The 15,867-nt window shown below is 71.1% G+C and carries 14 protein-coding genes and 2 rRNA genes; 4 read left to right on the top strand and 12 right to left on the bottom strand.

Annotation, left to right across the window (positions count from 1 at the left end; translation table 11 throughout):
• Positions 1–55 precede the first annotated feature (55 nt).
• From E1285_RS19660 to E1285_RS19640, 5 genes are all read right to left on the bottom strand, one after another.
• Positions 56–2,047 (bottom strand): aconitate hydratase, encoded by a 1,992-nt coding sequence (locus E1285_RS19660; protein ID WP_243722914.1) that lies wholly within the window; start codon positions 2,045–2,047, stop codon positions 56–58.
• Between the two features lie 161 nt (positions 2,048–2,208).
• Entirely contained in the window at positions 2,209–3,774 is a 1,566-nt protein-coding gene (locus tag E1285_RS19655) for an FAD-dependent monooxygenase (RefSeq protein WP_132154118.1), read from the bottom strand.
• Between the two features lie 132 nt (positions 3,775–3,906).
• The gene (locus E1285_RS19650) at positions 3,907–5,508 is read right to left on the bottom strand and encodes an acyl--CoA ligase family protein (RefSeq protein WP_132154116.1); all 1,602 of its coding nucleotides are present in this window, start codon (positions 5,506–5,508) and stop codon (positions 3,907–3,909) included.
• Positions 5,509–5,607: 99 nt separating this feature from the next.
• Positions 5,608–6,471: a hypothetical protein gene (locus E1285_RS19645; RefSeq protein ID WP_132154114.1), complete on the bottom strand. Its 864-nt coding sequence runs from the start codon at positions 6,469–6,471 to the stop codon at positions 5,608–5,610.
• A 49-nt stretch (positions 6,472–6,520) separates the two neighbouring features.
• Positions 6,521–7,708 (bottom strand): cytochrome P450, encoded by a 1,188-nt coding sequence (locus E1285_RS19640; RefSeq protein ID WP_132154111.1) that lies wholly within the window; start codon positions 7,706–7,708, stop codon positions 6,521–6,523.
• Between the two features lie 63 nt (positions 7,709–7,771).
• Here E1285_RS19640 and E1285_RS19635 point away from each other — a divergent pair, with 63 nt between their 5' ends.
• Positions 7,772–8,305, top strand: coding sequence for a hypothetical protein (locus tag E1285_RS19635; RefSeq protein ID WP_132154109.1), 534 nt, complete (start codon positions 7,772–7,774; stop codon positions 8,303–8,305).
• On the opposite strand, the gene murA is transcribed toward E1285_RS19635, so the two are convergent.
• Both murA and E1285_RS19625 read right to left on the bottom strand, forming a co-directional pair.
• The gene (gene murA, locus E1285_RS19630) at positions 8,302–9,603 is read right to left on the bottom strand and encodes a UDP-N-acetylglucosamine 1-carboxyvinyltransferase (RefSeq protein ID WP_132154107.1); all 1,302 of its coding nucleotides are present in this window, start codon (positions 9,601–9,603) and stop codon (positions 8,302–8,304) included. The two genes, E1285_RS19635 and murA, sit on opposite strands and share 4 nt — an antisense overlap.
• A 203-nt stretch (positions 9,604–9,806) precedes the next feature.
• Complete coding sequence (locus E1285_RS19625) at positions 9,807–10,265, bottom strand: peptidoglycan-binding domain-containing protein (RefSeq protein ID WP_132154105.1); 459 nt, start codon at positions 10,263–10,265, stop codon at positions 9,807–9,809.
• 271 nt (positions 10,266–10,536) lie between these two features.
• Between E1285_RS19625 and E1285_RS19620 the strand changes: the two genes are divergently transcribed.
• A complete protein-coding gene (locus E1285_RS19620; RefSeq protein ID WP_132154103.1) occupies positions 10,537–11,190 on the top strand; it encodes a maleylpyruvate isomerase N-terminal domain-containing protein in 654 nt (217 codons plus the stop codon).
• Positions 11,191–11,286: 96 nt separating this feature from the next.
• Here the strand turns inward: E1285_RS19620 and E1285_RS19615 are convergent, their stop codons facing one another.
• Positions 11,287–11,877 (bottom strand): DinB family protein, encoded by a 591-nt coding sequence (locus E1285_RS19615; RefSeq protein ID WP_132154101.1) that lies wholly within the window; start codon positions 11,875–11,877, stop codon positions 11,287–11,289.
• A gap of 308 nt (positions 11,878–12,185) precedes the next feature.
• On the opposite strand from E1285_RS19615, the gene E1285_RS19610 reads away from it, so the two are divergent.
• On the top strand, positions 12,186–12,572 hold the full coding sequence (locus E1285_RS19610) for an SMI1/KNR4 family protein (protein ID WP_207946675.1): 387 nt from the start codon (positions 12,186–12,188) through the stop codon (positions 12,570–12,572).
• A gap of 11 nt (positions 12,573–12,583) precedes the next feature.
• On the opposite strand, the gene E1285_RS19605 is transcribed toward E1285_RS19610, so the two are convergent.
• Positions 12,584–13,027: a PaaI family thioesterase gene (locus E1285_RS19605; RefSeq protein ID WP_132154097.1), complete on the bottom strand. Its 444-nt coding sequence runs from the start codon at positions 13,025–13,027 to the stop codon at positions 12,584–12,586.
• Positions 13,024–13,680 carry a TetR-like C-terminal domain-containing protein gene (locus E1285_RS19600; protein ID WP_165966674.1) on the bottom strand — a complete coding sequence of 219 codons (657 nt, stop codon included), beginning with the start codon at positions 13,678–13,680 and terminating at the stop codon, positions 13,024–13,026. Before E1285_RS19600 ends, E1285_RS19605 begins: the two co-directional genes overlap by 4 nt.
• 1,266 nt (positions 13,681–14,946) lie before the next feature.
• On the opposite strand from E1285_RS19600, the gene E1285_RS47415 reads away from it, so the two are divergent.
• Complete coding sequence (locus E1285_RS47415) at positions 14,947–15,252, top strand: hypothetical protein (RefSeq protein WP_243722913.1); 306 nt, start codon at positions 14,947–14,949, stop codon at positions 15,250–15,252.
• A 245-nt stretch (positions 15,253–15,497) separates the two neighbouring features.
• Here E1285_RS47415 and rrf read toward each other — a convergent pair.
• A 5S ribosomal RNA gene (gene rrf / locus E1285_RS19590) occupies positions 15,498–15,614 on the bottom strand.
• 157 nt (positions 15,615–15,771) lie between these two features.
• Positions 15,772–15,867 (bottom strand): 23S ribosomal RNA (locus tag E1285_RS19585); the annotation flags it as partial.

The raw sequence follows: 15,867 nt of genomic DNA, 5'->3' as shown, positions 1-15,867 counted from the left end.
CACCGAAGGAACATCCACAGATACGGATACAGCAACGGATATGCCGCGACGGGGCTCACCGCCCCGTCGCGGCGCGTTCGCGGAGCAGCGGGATCTGGCCGCCGGCGGTGACCAGGTCCCGCTGCCGCGGCGACAGCCGGTGGCGCGCCCGGTACGTCTCGTCCTTGGTGGTGTTGCGCACCTCGATCTCGTTCCCGGCCTTCAGCGCGTCGCGGACGTTCCCGATGCGCAGCACGTCGCCCTGCTCGACGCGGTCGTAGTCGGCCTCGTCGGCGAACTCGATCGGCAGGATCCCGAAGTTCACGAGGTTCTGCCAGTGGATCCGGGCGTATCCGCGGACCAGGACGAGCCGGAGCCCGAGGTGGCGGGGCGCGATCGCGGCGTGCTCGCGCGAGGACCCCTGCCCGTAGTTGCGGCCGCCGACCACGGCGTGCGGCCCCGCCGCCCGCGCCCGCTCCGGGTAGCCCTCGTCGAGCCGGGTGAACGCGAAGTCCGCCAGCCTGGCGATGTCGCTCCGGTACGGCAGGGCGCGCGCGCCCGCCTGGAGGATCTCGTCGGTGGACACGTCGTCGCCGACCTTGATGACGACGGGGACCTCCAGCTCGTCGGGCAGCGGGTCCAGTTCGGGCAGGACGCCGATGCTCGGCGCCTTCTCCAGCTCGACGGCGCGGGCCTCGTCCTCCGGCGGCGGGCCTTCGAGCATCTCCCGGTTGACGCTGGACCTGTCCGGCAGCCGGACGGCGGGCGGGTCCATGTCCAGGTCGCGCGGGTCGGTGATCCGGCCGGTGAGCGCGGCCGCGGCGGCGGTCTCGGGTGAGCAGAGCCAGACCCGGTCGTCCTTGGTGCCGGACCGCCCGGGGAAGTTGCGCGGGAACGTCCGGAGGCTGTTGCGTCCGATCGCGGGCGCCTGCCCCATGCCGATGCAGCCGAGGCAGCCCGCCTGGTGGATGCGGGCGCCCGCCTGGACGAGGTCCGCGGTCGCGCCCATCCGGGTCAGGTCGACGAGGATCTGCCGGGACGTCGGGTTGACGTCCAGCGACACCTGCGGCGGCACCTGGCGGCCCTTGACGATCGCGGCGACGGACGCGAAGTCGCGCAGCCCCGGGTTCGCCGACGACCCGACGACGACCTGGTGGACCTCCTCCCCCGCCACCTCGCGCACCGGCACGACGTCGCCGGGCGAGCTGGGGCGGGCGATCAGCGGCTCCAGGGACGACAGGTCGATCTCCTCGGTGACGTCGTAGGACGCGTCCGGGTCGGCGACGATCTCGGTGTAGTCGCCCTCGCGTCCCTCGCCGCGCAGGAACTCCAGGACCCGCTCGTCCGCGGGGAACACCGTCGTCGTCGCGCCCAGCTCGGCGCCCATGTTCGCGATGACATGCCGGTCCATCGCGGTCAGGGAGGCGAGGCCGGGGCCGTGGTACTCGATGATCCGGTTCACGCCGCCGCGCACGCCGTGCCGCCGCAGCATCTCCAGGATCACGTCCTTGGCGCTCAGCCACGGCGGCAGCTCGCCGGTCAGCCGAACGCCCCAGATCTCCGGCATCGTCACGTGCAGCGGTTCCCCCGCCATCGCCATCGCGACCTCCAGCCCGCCGACGCCGACCGCGAGCATCCCGAGCGACCCCGCCGCGCAGGTGTGGGAGTCGGAGCCGACCATCGTGGCGCCCGGCACCCCGAACCGCTGCATGTGCGTCGGATGCGAGACGCCGTTGCCCGCCTTGGAGTACCAGAGGCCGTAGCGGCGGCACGCCGACCGCAGGAAGATGTGGTCGGCCATGTTGCGCTCGTCGGCCTGGAGAAGGTTGTGGTCGACGTACTGGACCGACACGTCCGTCCGGACCCGGTCCAGGTCGAGGGCCTCCAGCTCCAGCATCACCATCGTGCCGGTCGCGTCCTGGGTGAGGGTCTGGTCGACGTGGATCCCGATCTCGCGGCCGGGCGCCATCTCGCCGCTCACCAGATGCGAGGCGATCAGTTTGCGGGCGACGTTCCGGCCCCCCGCGGCGCGTTCCCCCGCGTTGGATCCCACGGTGTTGGATCCCACGGTGTCAGGTCCTCCGGTGTCAGGTCCTCCGGTGTCAGGTCCTCCGGTGTCAGGTCCTCCGGTGTCAGGTCCTCCGGTGTCAGGTCCTCCGGTGTCAGGTCCCCCGGTGTCAGGTCCCCCGGTGTCAGGTCCCCCGGTGTCAGGTCCCACGGTGCCGTCCGTCATGGTTCGAGCCCTCCGTCGATCGGCTGTGGTTCGTGGACGGCCCGGTCGGCGGGCTGCCCGCACCACCGGTTCAGGGCGTCGCGGATCGCCGCGGCCCGCCGGTCGGGCGCCGTTTCGTCGGTCGCCCACGCGATGTAGCCGTCCGGCCGCACCAGCGCCGTCGTGCGGGTCGCGGCGCCGGCCAGCGCGCAGTGAACGCGGCCCGCCCACCGCTTGGTCGCCAGGTAGGTCACCGCCGGGTCGTTCGCCGCGACCACCAGCACGAAGGCGCCGTCGCCGAGCAGGCGGTAGAGCCGTCCCGGGCTTCCGGCCAGCGGCACGTCCGGTGCGCGCCTGCCGGTCAAGCGGTGGGATCCGCGCGGCGCCGGGTAGGCGATGTCGATGCCGGACACGGCGCCCGCCAGCCGCCGCGCGACCGGCCGGGTGCGGGTCGCCGCCCACGCCGCGGCGGTGCGGGCCCTGCGCAGCCAGAGCGGCTCGGTGAGGACGAACCGCAGCGCCGCGCCGCTGCCGCGCACGACGAGCCGCCCGATCGGATGGCGCTCCTCGTGGTAGCTGTCGAGCAGCCACGACGGGGCCCAGCCCCACAGCTCCGCCGCCAGCTTCCAGCCGAGGTTCGCGGCGTCCTGGATCCCGGTGTTCATGCCCTGCCCGCCCGCGGGCGTGTGGACGTGCGCGGCGTCGCCCGCGAGGAACACCCGGCCCACCCGGTACTTCGGCACCTGCCGCTCGTCGCTGTGGAAGCGCGAGGTCCAGCGCGGGTCGTGCATGCCGTGGTCGGTGCCGAAGGCGCGGCGCGTCACCTCCCGCAGCTCGTCCATGTCGACGGGCTCGGAGTCGGGCGGCTGGTGGCGCCGGTTCCAGGCGATCACCCGGTACCACCCGTCCCCGAACGGCGCCAGGAAGGCGAACGCGTCGCCGACCGCGTTGACCGTGAGGACGCCGGCGGGCGCCTCGTCCAGCCGGACGTCGGCCAGCATCACCGACCGCACCGCAGAGTGGCCCGGGAAGGGCAGTCCCAGCGAACGCCGGACGATGCTGCGGACCCCGTCGGCACCGACGACGTAGGATGCGCGGCGGGTCTGCTCACCGCCCGGCATCCGCACGTCGACGTCGACGCCCGCCGCGTCCTGGCGGAGCCCGGTGACCTCGGCACCGTGCACGATCTCCGCGCCCGCGGCCAGTGCCCGCTCCCGCAGCACGCGCTCGGTCTCGTACTGCGGCGTGACCAGCACGTACGGGTACCGGCCCGGCAGCCGCGAAAGGTCGAGGCTCGTGGTCCGCAGCACCTGCACGGCACCGGCCCGCTCGCCCGTCGCGGCCAGTTCGTCCGCGACGCCCCGCGCGTCCAGCATCTCCAGCGTGCGGGCGTGCACGGCGAACGCCCGCGTCAGGTTGCTCGTCTCCTCGTCGCGGCGTTCCAGCACCGTGCAGCCGATCCCGGCCGCGGCCAGGTCCCCCGCCAGCAGGAGACCGGTCGGGCCCGCCCCCACGATCAGCACGTTCCCGGTCGGCTTCCCCATGGTGGGCTTCCCGGTGGCCGGCTTACCCGTGGGCGACATCCCGCTCCCCTCTCGCGCTCGACGGCCGCAGACCCGGCCCCTCGCCCTGGGAACACTTCCCACGAACCGCCGGTCCTCACCTGCCGGAGACGCCGCGCGGCGGGCGTTTTCGCCGCTTCCTCCCGCCGCCGGTCAGCCCCGCACGCGGCGGTCCGCGCCCGCCCACTCCTTCTCGCGGAGCTGGAACTTCTGGATCTTGCCGGTGGACGTCTTCGGCAGCCCGGCCACGAACTCCACCGAGTCGGGCGCCTTGAACCGGGCGAGGCTCTCCCGGACGTGCCCGATCAGGTCGGCCTCGGTCGCGGCCTTCCCGTCGCGCAGCACCACGAACGCCTTGGGCCGCTCGCCCCATTTCTCGTCCGGGACCGCGACGACCGCGACCTCCAGGACGGCCGGATGCGAGTCGATCGCGCGCTCCACCTCCACGGTCGAGATGTTCTCGCCGCCTGAGATGATGATGTCCTTGGACCGGTCGCGCAGCTCGACGTACCCGTCCGGATGGCGGACACCGAGGTCGCCGGAGTGGAACCAGCCGCCGCGGAAGGCCTTCGCGGTCGCCTCCTCGTCCCGGTGGTAGCCCTTCATGACGTTGTTGCCGCGCATGACGATCTCACCGAGCGTCTCCCCGTCCGCCGGGACGTCGTCCATGTCCTCGTCGACGACGCGCAGCCCGTCCGTCTGGATCATGCCGACGCCCTGCCGGGCCAGCAGCCGGGCCCGGTCCGGCGCGGGCATCGCGGGCCATCCGGGCTGCGGCTCGCACACCGAGTACGGCCCGTAGGTCTCCGTCAGCCCGTAGACGTGGACGATGCCGGCCCCGAGCGCCTCCATCTGCCCGATGATCGTGGGGCTCGGCGGCGCGCCCGCGGTCGTGACGGTCAGCGGCCGCTCCAGCGGGCGCGCCTCGGCCGCGTTCGCGATCGTCACCAGCACGGTCGGCGCGCCGTTGAGGTGCGTGACGCCCTCGGTGCCGATCAGCCGCCAGACCTCGCCGGCGACGACGGCGCGCAGGCACACCTGCGTCCCGCCGATCGCGGCGAGCGCCCACGGCGTGCACCACCCGTTGCAGTGGAACATCGGCAGCGTCCACAGGTAGACGCTTTCGGGCGTGTGCCGCGAGTGCGTCACCTCCCCCAGCGCGTTGAGGTAGGCGCCGCGGTGGGTGTAGACGACGCCTTTCGGCCGTCCCGTGGTGCCGGACGTGTAGTTGATCGAGATGGCGGCGTTCTCGTCGCCGGCCTCCCAGGGCAGCGGGTCGTCCGAGCCGCGCGCCAGCAGGTCCCCGTACGTGATGCCGCCGACGGCCGGATCCGGTTCGCACCCGGTGGCCGGGACAGTGACGATCTCGGGCAGCGCGCCCGCGAGCGGCGCCACGGACGGATGCAGGCCCGCGTCCACGACCAGTGCCTTCGCTCCCGAATGGCCGAGGATGTAGCGGATCTCCTCCGGGGCCAGCCGCGTGTTGACCGCGACGAGGACGCCCCCGGCGAGCGGCACGCCGAAGTGCGCCACCAGCAGCTCGGGGATGTTCGGCGCCAGGTAGGCCACCCGGTCGCCCGGCCCGACCCCCGACGCCCGCAGCGCGTGCGCGAGCCGGGTCGCCTCGGCGGCGAACTCCGCGTAGGTCGCGCGCCGGTCCCCGTAGGTGTAGGCGGTCTTGCCGGGGAACACCTCCGCCGACCGCTTGAGGAACGCGAGGGGGGTGAGCGCCGTGTGGCCAGGGCCGTCGTCCATCGGGAGCCTCCGGTGCCGCGGGAGTGGTTGTGACCTGCGTCTCAATCATCCCACGAACGCGCGGCCCGCCACCGGGTGCGGCGCCCCGACGTGCCGGACTCAGCGTCCGGTGGCGGCGGTCAGGACGGAGACGGCATCGACGGTCGCGTAGCCGCGCCATTCCAGTTCCGCGGCGGGCGAGTAGCTGGCGAAGTCGACCCGCCATCCGCCGTCGTCCTGCTGCCGCTCGTCGAGGCGCCGCAGCTCGGCGGCCACGACCTCGGGCGCGAAGAGGGCCCGGACGGGACGGCCGGGGTAGGGCGCGAAGTCGAGCGGCCGCAGCATCTCGTCCTCCAGCCCGCCCTGGACATGGACGAGACCGGTCTCCGGGATGTGCCCGCCGAGCAGGTCGATGAGCTCGGTGTCGCGGACGGCGTCGGCCAGCCACAAGGTGAACTCCAGCTCAAGGGCGTGCAGTTCGTCCTTCGTCCGGGCGGTGTCGAGGCAGTAGCGGGTGGCGCGGCCGAGCCAGGGATGGCCGGCGACCGCCTCGTCATGGACGGCGACGCGCTGGGCCTTCGCCGCGACCACCGCGGTGATCTGCAGCGAGGAGGTCTCCGGATCGGCGCCCGCCCAGAACGGCGCGCACCCCGCCGCGTCCGGGATGTGCAGCGCGAACGGCAGGCCGCCGTCCGGCAGCGTCACCGACTCCAGCCAGTCGCAGAGCGCGACGGCCTCGGGGGCCGCGACGGGGGCCAGTTCCGCGAAGACCTCGAACGCGTGCAGGGCGGGCCCCGGCTGGCTCGTCCTCGACCGCAGGTCGGGCTCAAGGCCGTGGCCGTATCCGCCGTCGGGATTCCGGTAGGCGTTCAGTGCGGCGAGCAGCGCGTCCCGGTCGCCCTCGCCCGTCAGCACCTCGAACCGGCGGCGGTCGAGCGTACGCGCGTGCGTGGCCATGAAGTCGGATGCCTTGTTGATATCCATGGCTCCAGCGTGACCGCCGCCTGCGCATCCGTCTTGCAGCTTTCGGCCATCACCAGGTAAGGAACAGCTCCCTGGGCGAACGGTGGATGAGGTTCGGCAGCATCTCCACCGGTCCTTCGAGCCGCAGGCCGGGCAGTTCCCTGGTCAGCGTCTCCAGGGTGATCCGGAGCTGCTCGCGGGCGAGGTGCGCGCCGGGGCACGCGTGGACGCCGTGCCCGAACGCCAGGTGCCGCGCGGGCTTACGCGTGACGTCGAACTCGCCGGGACGCTCGTGGGCGTCCGGGTCGCGTCCGGCCGCGCCGAACGCGACGAACAGCTCGGCGCCCTCGGGCAGGTCGGTCCCCGCCAGCGTGACGGGACGGGTGGCGACCCGCCGGAAGCCCTGGACGGCGGCGTCGTACCGGGCGGCCTCCTCGACCGCGGCGGGGATCAGCTCGGGCCGTTCGCAGATCGTCTCCCACTGCCCGCGGTCGCGCAGCAGATGCAGCACGGCGGTGCCGATCAGCGCCGTCGTCGTCATGTGCCCGGCGAGCAGCAGGTTCTGCAGGTTCGACAGGAGCGTGGCATGCGGCTCGATCCCTCTGATCATCTCGCCGCACAGGTCGTTCCCCGGTTCCCCGCCGCGGCCGCGCACGACGGCGTCCAGGACCCGCTTCATCCCGGCGACGTCCTCGGCCGCCGCGACCTGCTCGTCCGTGTCCATCTCGCGGAAGATCAGGTCCTCGGCCCGGTAGCTCCCCTCGATGAGGGCGGGCACGTCCGCGGGGCCGATGCCGAGCAGATGCCCGATCACCTCGCCCGGAAGGACGCGCGCGTACCGTCCCATCAGCTCGACGCGACGATCGGCCTTGAACGAGGCGACCAGTTCCTCCGCCCGTCCGGTGACGAACGGGACGGCCGCCGCGACGCGCTTCGGCGAGAGCCCCCTCGACAGCGGGTCGCGCACCCGGCGGTGATCGTCGCCGTCGGCGGTGACCACGACCGGCCCGCCTTCCGGCACCGACCGCAGCACCGCCATCGCCTCCGGCCCAGGTATCACTTCCGGCCGCATCGCGTTCGCGGAGGAGAAGGTCTCCGGATCGCGCAGCACCGTCCGCGCATCGGCGTGCCGGGCGATGAGCCACGCGCCCAGGCCGGGGACGAACCTCAGCCCGTCCGCCGCCCTGGCGTGGGCGTAATGGGGGTAGGGGTCCTGCCGGTCGAAGTCCACGATCGCCCCCTCCACGCCGGTGATCAACCCACCGTAGTACCGCCAGAAAAGGGAATGCGCACGGTGAATCACCCGGCCTAGCCTGGCGGCATGGAGGTCACCTTCGAACGCACAGGTGAACGGCGGTACGCGACCGTCATCACCCTTCCGGGACGCGGTCCCCGCCGGATGGACCCCGCTCCCGGATACGACGAGAACATCCCGCACGACCTCGTCCACTACCTGGCCGAGGCGGAGCTGGGGCTGACATCCGGCGTCTACGGGCGGGCCGCGGCGGGCGGGGGCGGCTTCGTGCAGACGGACGCCACGCCCGGCGACCCGCGCAGGCGGGCCCGGGAGCAGCGCAGGCTGAAGAAGCGCGAGGCGTCCCTGGCCAGGGCGGACCGCGGTGACATGGCCCGCTCGGAGTACTTCGCGGGCCTGTGCGACATCGTCTGGCGCCGCCGCGCCGGCGCCGAGACACCCGAGTGGGCCGCCCGCGAGCCGGTCCCGCCCGAGGACCTGCCCACCGTCGACCGCATCCTGAGCCACCTGGACGAGCTGGCACCGCTCTGGCGCGACCTGCCCGTCGGCGGCGCGCTCACCTTCACCTGGCCGGACACGACCGTGAACGTCGTCCGCTAGCCCGCCCGGAGCGCCAGCCCCAGGGCCCGGAACTGCTCCACCGGCCGGTGGTAGCCGCGCTCGATGTGGTGCACCCCCCGCAGCGTCGACGGCCCCTCGGCCACCGCCGCCGCCAGCACCGCCGAGAACCCGGCCCGGATGTCGGGCATGGTCACGTCACCGCCGCGCAGTTTGCTCACTCCCCGCACGACGGCCGAATGCAGAGCCGCCGTGTCGTGGTACCGGCACGCCGGTCCGCCCAGGCAGGTGTCGTAGACCTCGATCTCCGCGCCCATGCTCTGCAGCGCCGGCACGTAGGCGAGCCTGTTCTCGTACACGGTCTCGTGCAGGACCGACATGCCCTCCGCCTGCGTGAACAGCACCATCAGGGGCGTCTGCCAGTCCGTCGCGAACCCGGGATGCGTGTCGGTCTGCACCGCCGCGGGGCTCAGCCCGTCCGGCGCCGACGCCATGATCCAGTCATCGGTGATCTCGAACTCCGCGCCCATCCTGGCCAGCGTCGTGATCGCGGTGACGAGCCGGTCCTGCGGGCACCCGTGCACCCGCACCTCGCCCCGGGTGACCAGCCCCGCCACCAGGTAGGAGAACGCCTCGATCCGGTCGCCCTCCAGCCGCGTCAGCGCGCCGTTCAGCCGCTCGACGCCCTCCACCACGATCCGGCGGTCGGGCGCGAACGAGATCCGGGCGCCCATCCGCTGCAGGAACAGCGCCAGCTCGATGATCTCCGGCTCGGTGGCCGCGTTGCGGATGACGGTCTTGCCCTGTGCCCGCACGGCCGCCAGCAGCACCGTCTCGGTGGCGCCGACACTCGGGTACGGAAGCTCGATCCGCGCCCCCACCAGCCGCGAAGCCCGCGCGTGGATCCCGTCGGCCGCGTGCGTCATCTCGGCCCCGAAGGCCCTGAGCGCGTCCACATGGAAGTCGACCGGCCGTCTGCCGATCGGGTCGCCGCCGACCAGCGGCACGAACGCCTCACCAGTCAGGTGCAGCAGCGGCCCCAGCATCAGGATCGGGATGCGGTTCAACCCGGTGAACGCCTTGCCGACGCTCGGGTCCGTCACGGGCCCCGGCACGACCGTCACGTCGCCGTTGGCCCGCTCCACGGTCATCCCGACGTGCTCCAGCATCCCGGCCGTGATCCCGACCTCGCCGACGTCCGGCGCGTTGCCGATCGTGCTCGGCCCGTCTCCCAGCATCGCCGCGACCATGTGCTTGCTGACCGCGTTCTTCGCCCCCCGCACGGTGACGTCGCCGCGCAGCGGCCCTGACGGTTCGATCTGCCACAACTTCTCAGCCACCCGAGCAGCCTACGTCGTCGGAGACGGCCGGTCGGCGAACTCACCGCGAACCAGCGCTTTACGGACCAACTCCGCCCGAACGCAGGTGCCCGTCTCCGCGTGCCGCACCCAGCGTTCCGCCACCCCGGTGACGATCATCAGCCCGCGCCCGCTCTCCCCGCCGGGCCCCGGTGCCCGCACGCCCGGCTACCCGGTGACGAGCGTCAAGCGCTGCAGCCCACACGCGTGTTGCCCTGGTACACCGCTTTTCCGAGGATCTCCATCGTCTGCGGGCCGTAGACGCCGTCCGCGGGTATGCCTTTGGACGCCTGAAGCCAGAGGATGACGTCGCGGGTGACGGGGCCGTAGATGCCGTCGACTTCGACCTGTTTGGCATCATTGCAGAACCGCAGCCATTGCTGCAGGGCCACCACGCCCCAGTTGTGGTCGCCCAGTTGGAGCTTGCACTTGATATCTTTCGTGTTCGCACCCACGGACGGGTAGCGGACAACGCCCTTGCTCACCTTTATGTCGGTGAAATGAGTGCAGCTCGGCAGGGCGGCGGCGCTCGCGCGGGGGCCATCGGCGACACCCGCCGCAGCGGCCGGCGCCGCCAGGATTCCTGCCGTCAGCGCAATGGCCGAGGGCAGCACAAGAACGGAACGCATGGCGAATCTGGTCATGGTGGGGACACCTTCCACTTGCTCAGGAAACAGCCAGGAGCGGAGATGACATCGACATCATCCGACTTGCACGCGGAGCGACTCAGCTCCTTTCTTGTTCTGCAGTGCAATGGATACAAACATCCCGACCATGATCAGGTAAAGCCATCTGGCTGAATCTGGCCAGTGAACACTGGCAAGGAATTTGCCCGACTGAACGCATCCCCCATCGCCGCACGCCCGACCCGAAAGCGTTTTGTCCGCCCCTCCGGTCCGGCACTAGCGTGACGAAGTGGATCTCTTCTCACGCTCCTGGACAGCGTTGCGCACAGCGGTCGCCGAAACCCCGGACGAGGACTACGAGCGGCCGTCCGGCTGTACCGGATGGCTCGTGCGGGACCTCGTGTGCCACCTGGTCATCGACGCCCAGGACGTCCTGATCACCCTGGTCACGCCCGCCGAAACCGAACCGACCGCGGACGCGGTCACCTACTGGGACCTCGTCGAGCCCCCGACCGGTGAGGACCCGCTCGATGCGCTGATCCCCCGGCTGGCCGCCGCATACGTCGAGCCCCGGCTGCTCAAGTTCCACCTCGACGACGTCGGATCCGCCGCGGGCCGCGCCGCCGGACTCGCCGATCCCGACGCCCGCGTCAGCACCCAGGACAAGGTGCTGACCGTAGGCGACTACCTGTCCGCGTACGTGCTCGAATGGACCCTGCACCACCTCGACCTGATCGCGCACCTCCCGTCGGCCGCCGTCCCGCCCGCCGAAACCCTCGCGGCGGCACGCGCGGCACTGGAGAAGATCGCCGGAACCCCGTTCCCCGCCTCGTTCTCCGACAAGAACGCGCTACTGGTCGGCACCGGAAGCCGCACACCGACCGGCACGGAGACGGCTACGCTGAGCGAAATCCCCGCGAAGCTCCCCCTCATCCTCGGCTGATCGAACCACCGTGAATGATCCCGACGCAAAGCAGGGCCACGACCTGGGTGACGGCCATTGCACCGGCTCCGCCGTCCCTGCATCTCGCCGACATGATCAGCCTCGGCCTGCCTCCCGCGCCACGCGCTCAAGCCGGTCCCGGTAGTCCTCCCACCAGGCCCTGTCTCCCGGCGGCATGTTGGCGTTGTCGGCCCGGAGCCCCGCGGAACCGTCGATCAGTTCCCGGACGATGTCGGCGTGACCGGTATGCCGGTCGGTCTCGGCGATCACATGCACCAGGATCCTGTGCAGCGTCACCGCACTCCGCTCCTCCGGCCAGTGCGGTACCCGGCCGGGCGCGTCCAGCGCCAGTGCGTCGATCGTGGCGTCGGAGTGCGTCCATGCCCGGCGGTACAGCGCCGTGATCTGATCACGCGGCTCATCGGCGGTCGCCCACATGTCCGCGTTGGGTTCGGCGCCCTCGTCGAACCAGGGCATGGCCTCGCCGGACGGCCGCCCGAACGTATCGCCGAAGTAGATCAGCTCCATGCAGGCCACATGCTTGACCAGACCCAGCAGGTTGGTACCCGTCGGCGTCACCGGGCGGCGGATGTCGTACTCCGAGAGCCCTTCCATCTTCCAGACCAGGGCGTCCCGTCCAGCCTGCAGGTAACGCCGAAGGTCCGCCTTGGGATCCGGTCCAGACATACCAGGCAGTCTGGCACGTCGTTGCTAGTACTGGCTGAGCCGGCACCCGGTGGTGGATCCAGCGCGACCCAGAGGTATCGGAACGGGGACGGTGGGCTCGCAGGATGCCGGCGGACCGGTCGAGCGCTGGGGTCAGGTCGTCCGGACGCCGCCAGGCGATGATCACCGAGAGCACGCCGGAGGTAGCGCTCCCTGCGGGGCCAAGCCTTCATCTTGTCCTCTCCCCCAACAGGAGACGCAACCCCTTCTAAGCTGCCTCCATGTGGAGAGAAGCAGCATCCCGGGCATACACGGACGTCGAATTCAGGGTGCCCGCGAACGCTGCCGCGCTGACGGCGGCCGAACGGCATCTGGGGCGTTCGCTGCCGTCCGAGCTCACCGGCCTGCTCCTGGAAACAAACGGCATCGTCGGGCATCACGGGGTGGACGCCGTCTGGCCGCTGGAGCAGATCGTCGAGCAGAACCTCCAGTTCTGGTCGGACGACTCGTTCGCCGACCTGTACATGCCCTTCGACGCGCTGTTCTTCTTCGGCGACAACGGCGGCGGTGACCAGTTCGCCTTCGTCCAGACGCCGCCGCGACCGGACGTCTTCGTCTGGGAACACGAGGATGACAGCCGCCGCTGGGTGGCCGGGAGTCTCCTGGACTACCTCAACCGGTCCCTCGGCCGGGCCGACGACGGCTGGTACCGGTAGCCCCGAACCGGTCAGGTCGGCGTGACGGCCGCGCGATCACCGGTGGCGCCGGCCGCGGACGCCGGGACGGACGGCATGAACAAGGCGGAGACGTGGGCGATGACGCGAGTCGACGTGAACGTGGCCGTCCCGGCCGCGAGTCGCCGCCCCGTACGCGTCGGCGTGACCACGACCTCGACCCAGTCCCCCTCCCTCGCGGTGCCCAGAAGGTCGCACGAGAGGTTGACGGTGACCAGACCTGCGGGCGGATCGCTCTGGACGGCGAGGGCGTAACCGATGGCCACGTCACCGACTGCGGCGATCACGCCGCCGTGCAGGAAGCCCCGTGCGTTCGTCTTCGGCGCGTCGACGGTGAAGCCGGCGCGGAGCGGGTCGGTGGCATGCCGGGCGAAGCCGCCGATGGCGGTGAGCAGCGGGCTGGGACGATCCCAAGGGATGAATCGCTCGTCGGTCATGTCGTCTCCGGGCGGTGTCGGTTTCGGGATGACGCGTCAGGTCTCTCGGGGGCCGTCGTTGACGCGGCGGCCAGGCCGCGCAGTGCCGCGGTGAGGACGAAGCGGAAGCGGCGATCCGCCGACTCCGGGCCACTGCCGAGCAGCCCGGACGCTTCATGGGCGACAAGACCCTGCACGGTGGCGAACAACCCGATGGCCGCGTCCTTCGCCGTCCCTTCAGCGCGGTCAGGCCCCAGCAGGACGGTGACCCGGCCGAGCACGAGTCCGTAGATCTCCTCGGCGGCGCGAGCGTCCTGCGGGCCGGGCCGGAACTCGGCGAACGGCCTGGAGAACATGACCTCGTAGAGATGTGGACTCCGGCGCGCGAACGAGCGAACGGCCATTGCCAGTTCCAGCACGTCCGCCTCGGGGTCGCCGGTGCTCTCCAGCGCCCGCAGCTCGGCGGCCAGCCGGGCGAACCCCTCGGCGAACAACGCGCGTGCGAGACCCGCCTTGCCGCCGAAGAGCTCGTTCACGGCCGCCTGCGACGAACCGGCCCCAGAGGCGACGGCACGGGTCGTCACAGCGCCGCTCCCCCCCGATGCCAGCAAACCCGCCGCGACCGCGAGCAACTCGCCGCGCAGCGCATCGGTGCGCCTCTTCCTCCGTCCCACCCAGCCAGAATAACCTATTTCGGATCAGTGATCCGAAATAGGCCGTCTGATGAGCCGGCGGCGCCGGTATCGCCCGCTGCCGGACGGAGTCAGCGGCCGTTGATCAGCGTGGTGATCTCTTGGGCCAGGGGGACGGCCAGGGGGCCGTCGGTGAAGCCGGCGGCGGCCCAGTCCCTGCTGCCATCGTCGTGCGGCACGGCCTCCTCGCAAGCCATGGTCACAAAGCCAGCGTGACCCCGTCGCTGCCGGCGGACAGATCGCGGAAGTGGTCGGCGGAGGGAGGCTCGGTCACCTGGCCCCGGACGAGGTCTCGCGCATCCTCTGCCCCAGCGCCTGGGCGATGGACGCATCAACAGGCCGCTCACCCCGTGCTCGGCAAGATGGTCGAGCACCGCGTCGACTATCTCGGTGCGGTGATGCGGGTCACGCAGCCTGGCCACGGGCGACCTCCTTCGAACCGACACTTCGCCGTCCTGCTCGCTGGGCCCCACCCCCGCGCTGATGACGCTGCGGGTCCTGGCCCCGTTCACCGCCGTCCTGCCGATGGTGTTCGCGGTCAAGGCCGCGCGTTCCCGCCCGCCCGGCAGGGCAGCGACCTCTCCGTGGTTCGATGGCCGAGTTGAGGGGCGCCGTGGTCGCCCGGGGCCCGCTCGGCGCGTGGTTCAGCGCCACGTTCGGGTGGCGGGCCGCCTTCGTGGCCGGTGGTCCTTGTCGCCGTCCTGGGCAACCTGACGATCAAGACCTATCCCGCGCCCTTCGTGGCAGGCGTGGCGGGTGGCACCAGCCGGACTGGGCGGTCTGCTCGGTGGTGAACCGGCGTCGCGGGCACCGCGGCTGCGCCGCCTCGCCGGAACCGTGCTCGACCGTTCCGGCCGGCCGAGGAAGGACGTTCGCGCTGGCCGTCACCGTCTTCACCTCGGCGGTCGCCGGACTGACGCTCGCCGGGTCGGCACGTCCCATACATCTGGTTCTCGCGATTCCGCTGCTGATTCGTGGTCGCAGCCGCATATCGGTGCTGCCTGCTCGTGCAGGCCAGCGTCCTGGCGCCGCCGACAGCCTGCAGACGAAGGGAAGCAAGACGTGGGGGCGGCTGGACGGGGTGGCCGCGCCGGTGCAGATGTGTGGGTTGGCACCGGCGCGACCATGGTTCCGACCAATGTCGAACTAGATCAATTCTCACTCATCGCACGTTGCACAGGCGTTGCGCTTGCTGCCCACCCCTAGCCCGCAGCAGCGCATGCGGCCGGCCTCGCCTATCCTTACTTGATGATCAACACAGAGCCGGCGTGGGAACGGCGGGTCGCCGAACTCTGGGCCACCTTCGATGACCACGACCCCGAAGACTTCCTCTCGAAGGTCCAGGAACTGACCGACGAGCTTCCGGCCGGTGACGCCGTCGCACACTACGAGCTGGCATCGGCGCACGACTCGATCGGCAACGAGGCGGAGGCCGCCTTTACAGGTCGGCTTTCGACGCCGGGCTCACCGGCCCACGCCGCCGTGAGGCGACGATCCAGTTCGCGAGCACCCTACGCAACCTCGGGCGAGCCGAAGAGAGCGTCGATCTACTGACCGCGGAACGGGACGCAGTCTCCGATGAACTCGACGACGCCGTCACCGCGTTCCTGGCACTCGCCCTTACCGACCTTGGACGCGACCGGGAGGCTGTATCACTCGCACTCGACGCGCTCTCGCGCCACCTGCCGCAGTACAACCGCTCGCTTTCCAACTACGCAAAAGCACTCATGGACGGTTGAGCAGCCCGAGAAATGAGAAAGGGCCCCGCCGGTGTCGGCGGGGCCCTTTCCATAATACGAGTCCGGCGGTGTCCTACTCTCCCACACAGTCTCCCGTGCAGTACCATCGGCGCTGAAGGGCTTAACTTCCGGGTTCGGGATGGGACCGGGTGTTTCCCCCTCGCCAAAACCACCGAACGACCAACCCCCAAACACCCACCAGCGGCGGGTGCGGGAAGACTCGTCCGAGCAGGCTCGGCAAAATTCTATAGTTTTGTGCGGGTGCCCAGTTGTTTCCTGGGAACCACACAGGGACGCGAACATCTCATGCAGCGATTTGGATTGAACGTTGTGTGTGTTCAAGCCACTCGGCCTATTAGTACCGGTCGACTCCACACGTTACCGCGCTTCCATCCCCGGCCTATCAACCCAATCGTCTCTTGGGGGCCTT

It is taken from the genome of Actinomadura sp. 7K507, assembly GCF_004348425.1.
In the GTDB taxonomy this organism is placed as follows: domain Bacteria; phylum Actinomycetota; class Actinomycetes; order Streptosporangiales; family Streptosporangiaceae; genus Spirillospora.
The sequence above is the reverse complement of the archived record's forward strand: the minus strand, read 5'-3'. Positions and strand labels throughout refer to the sequence as shown.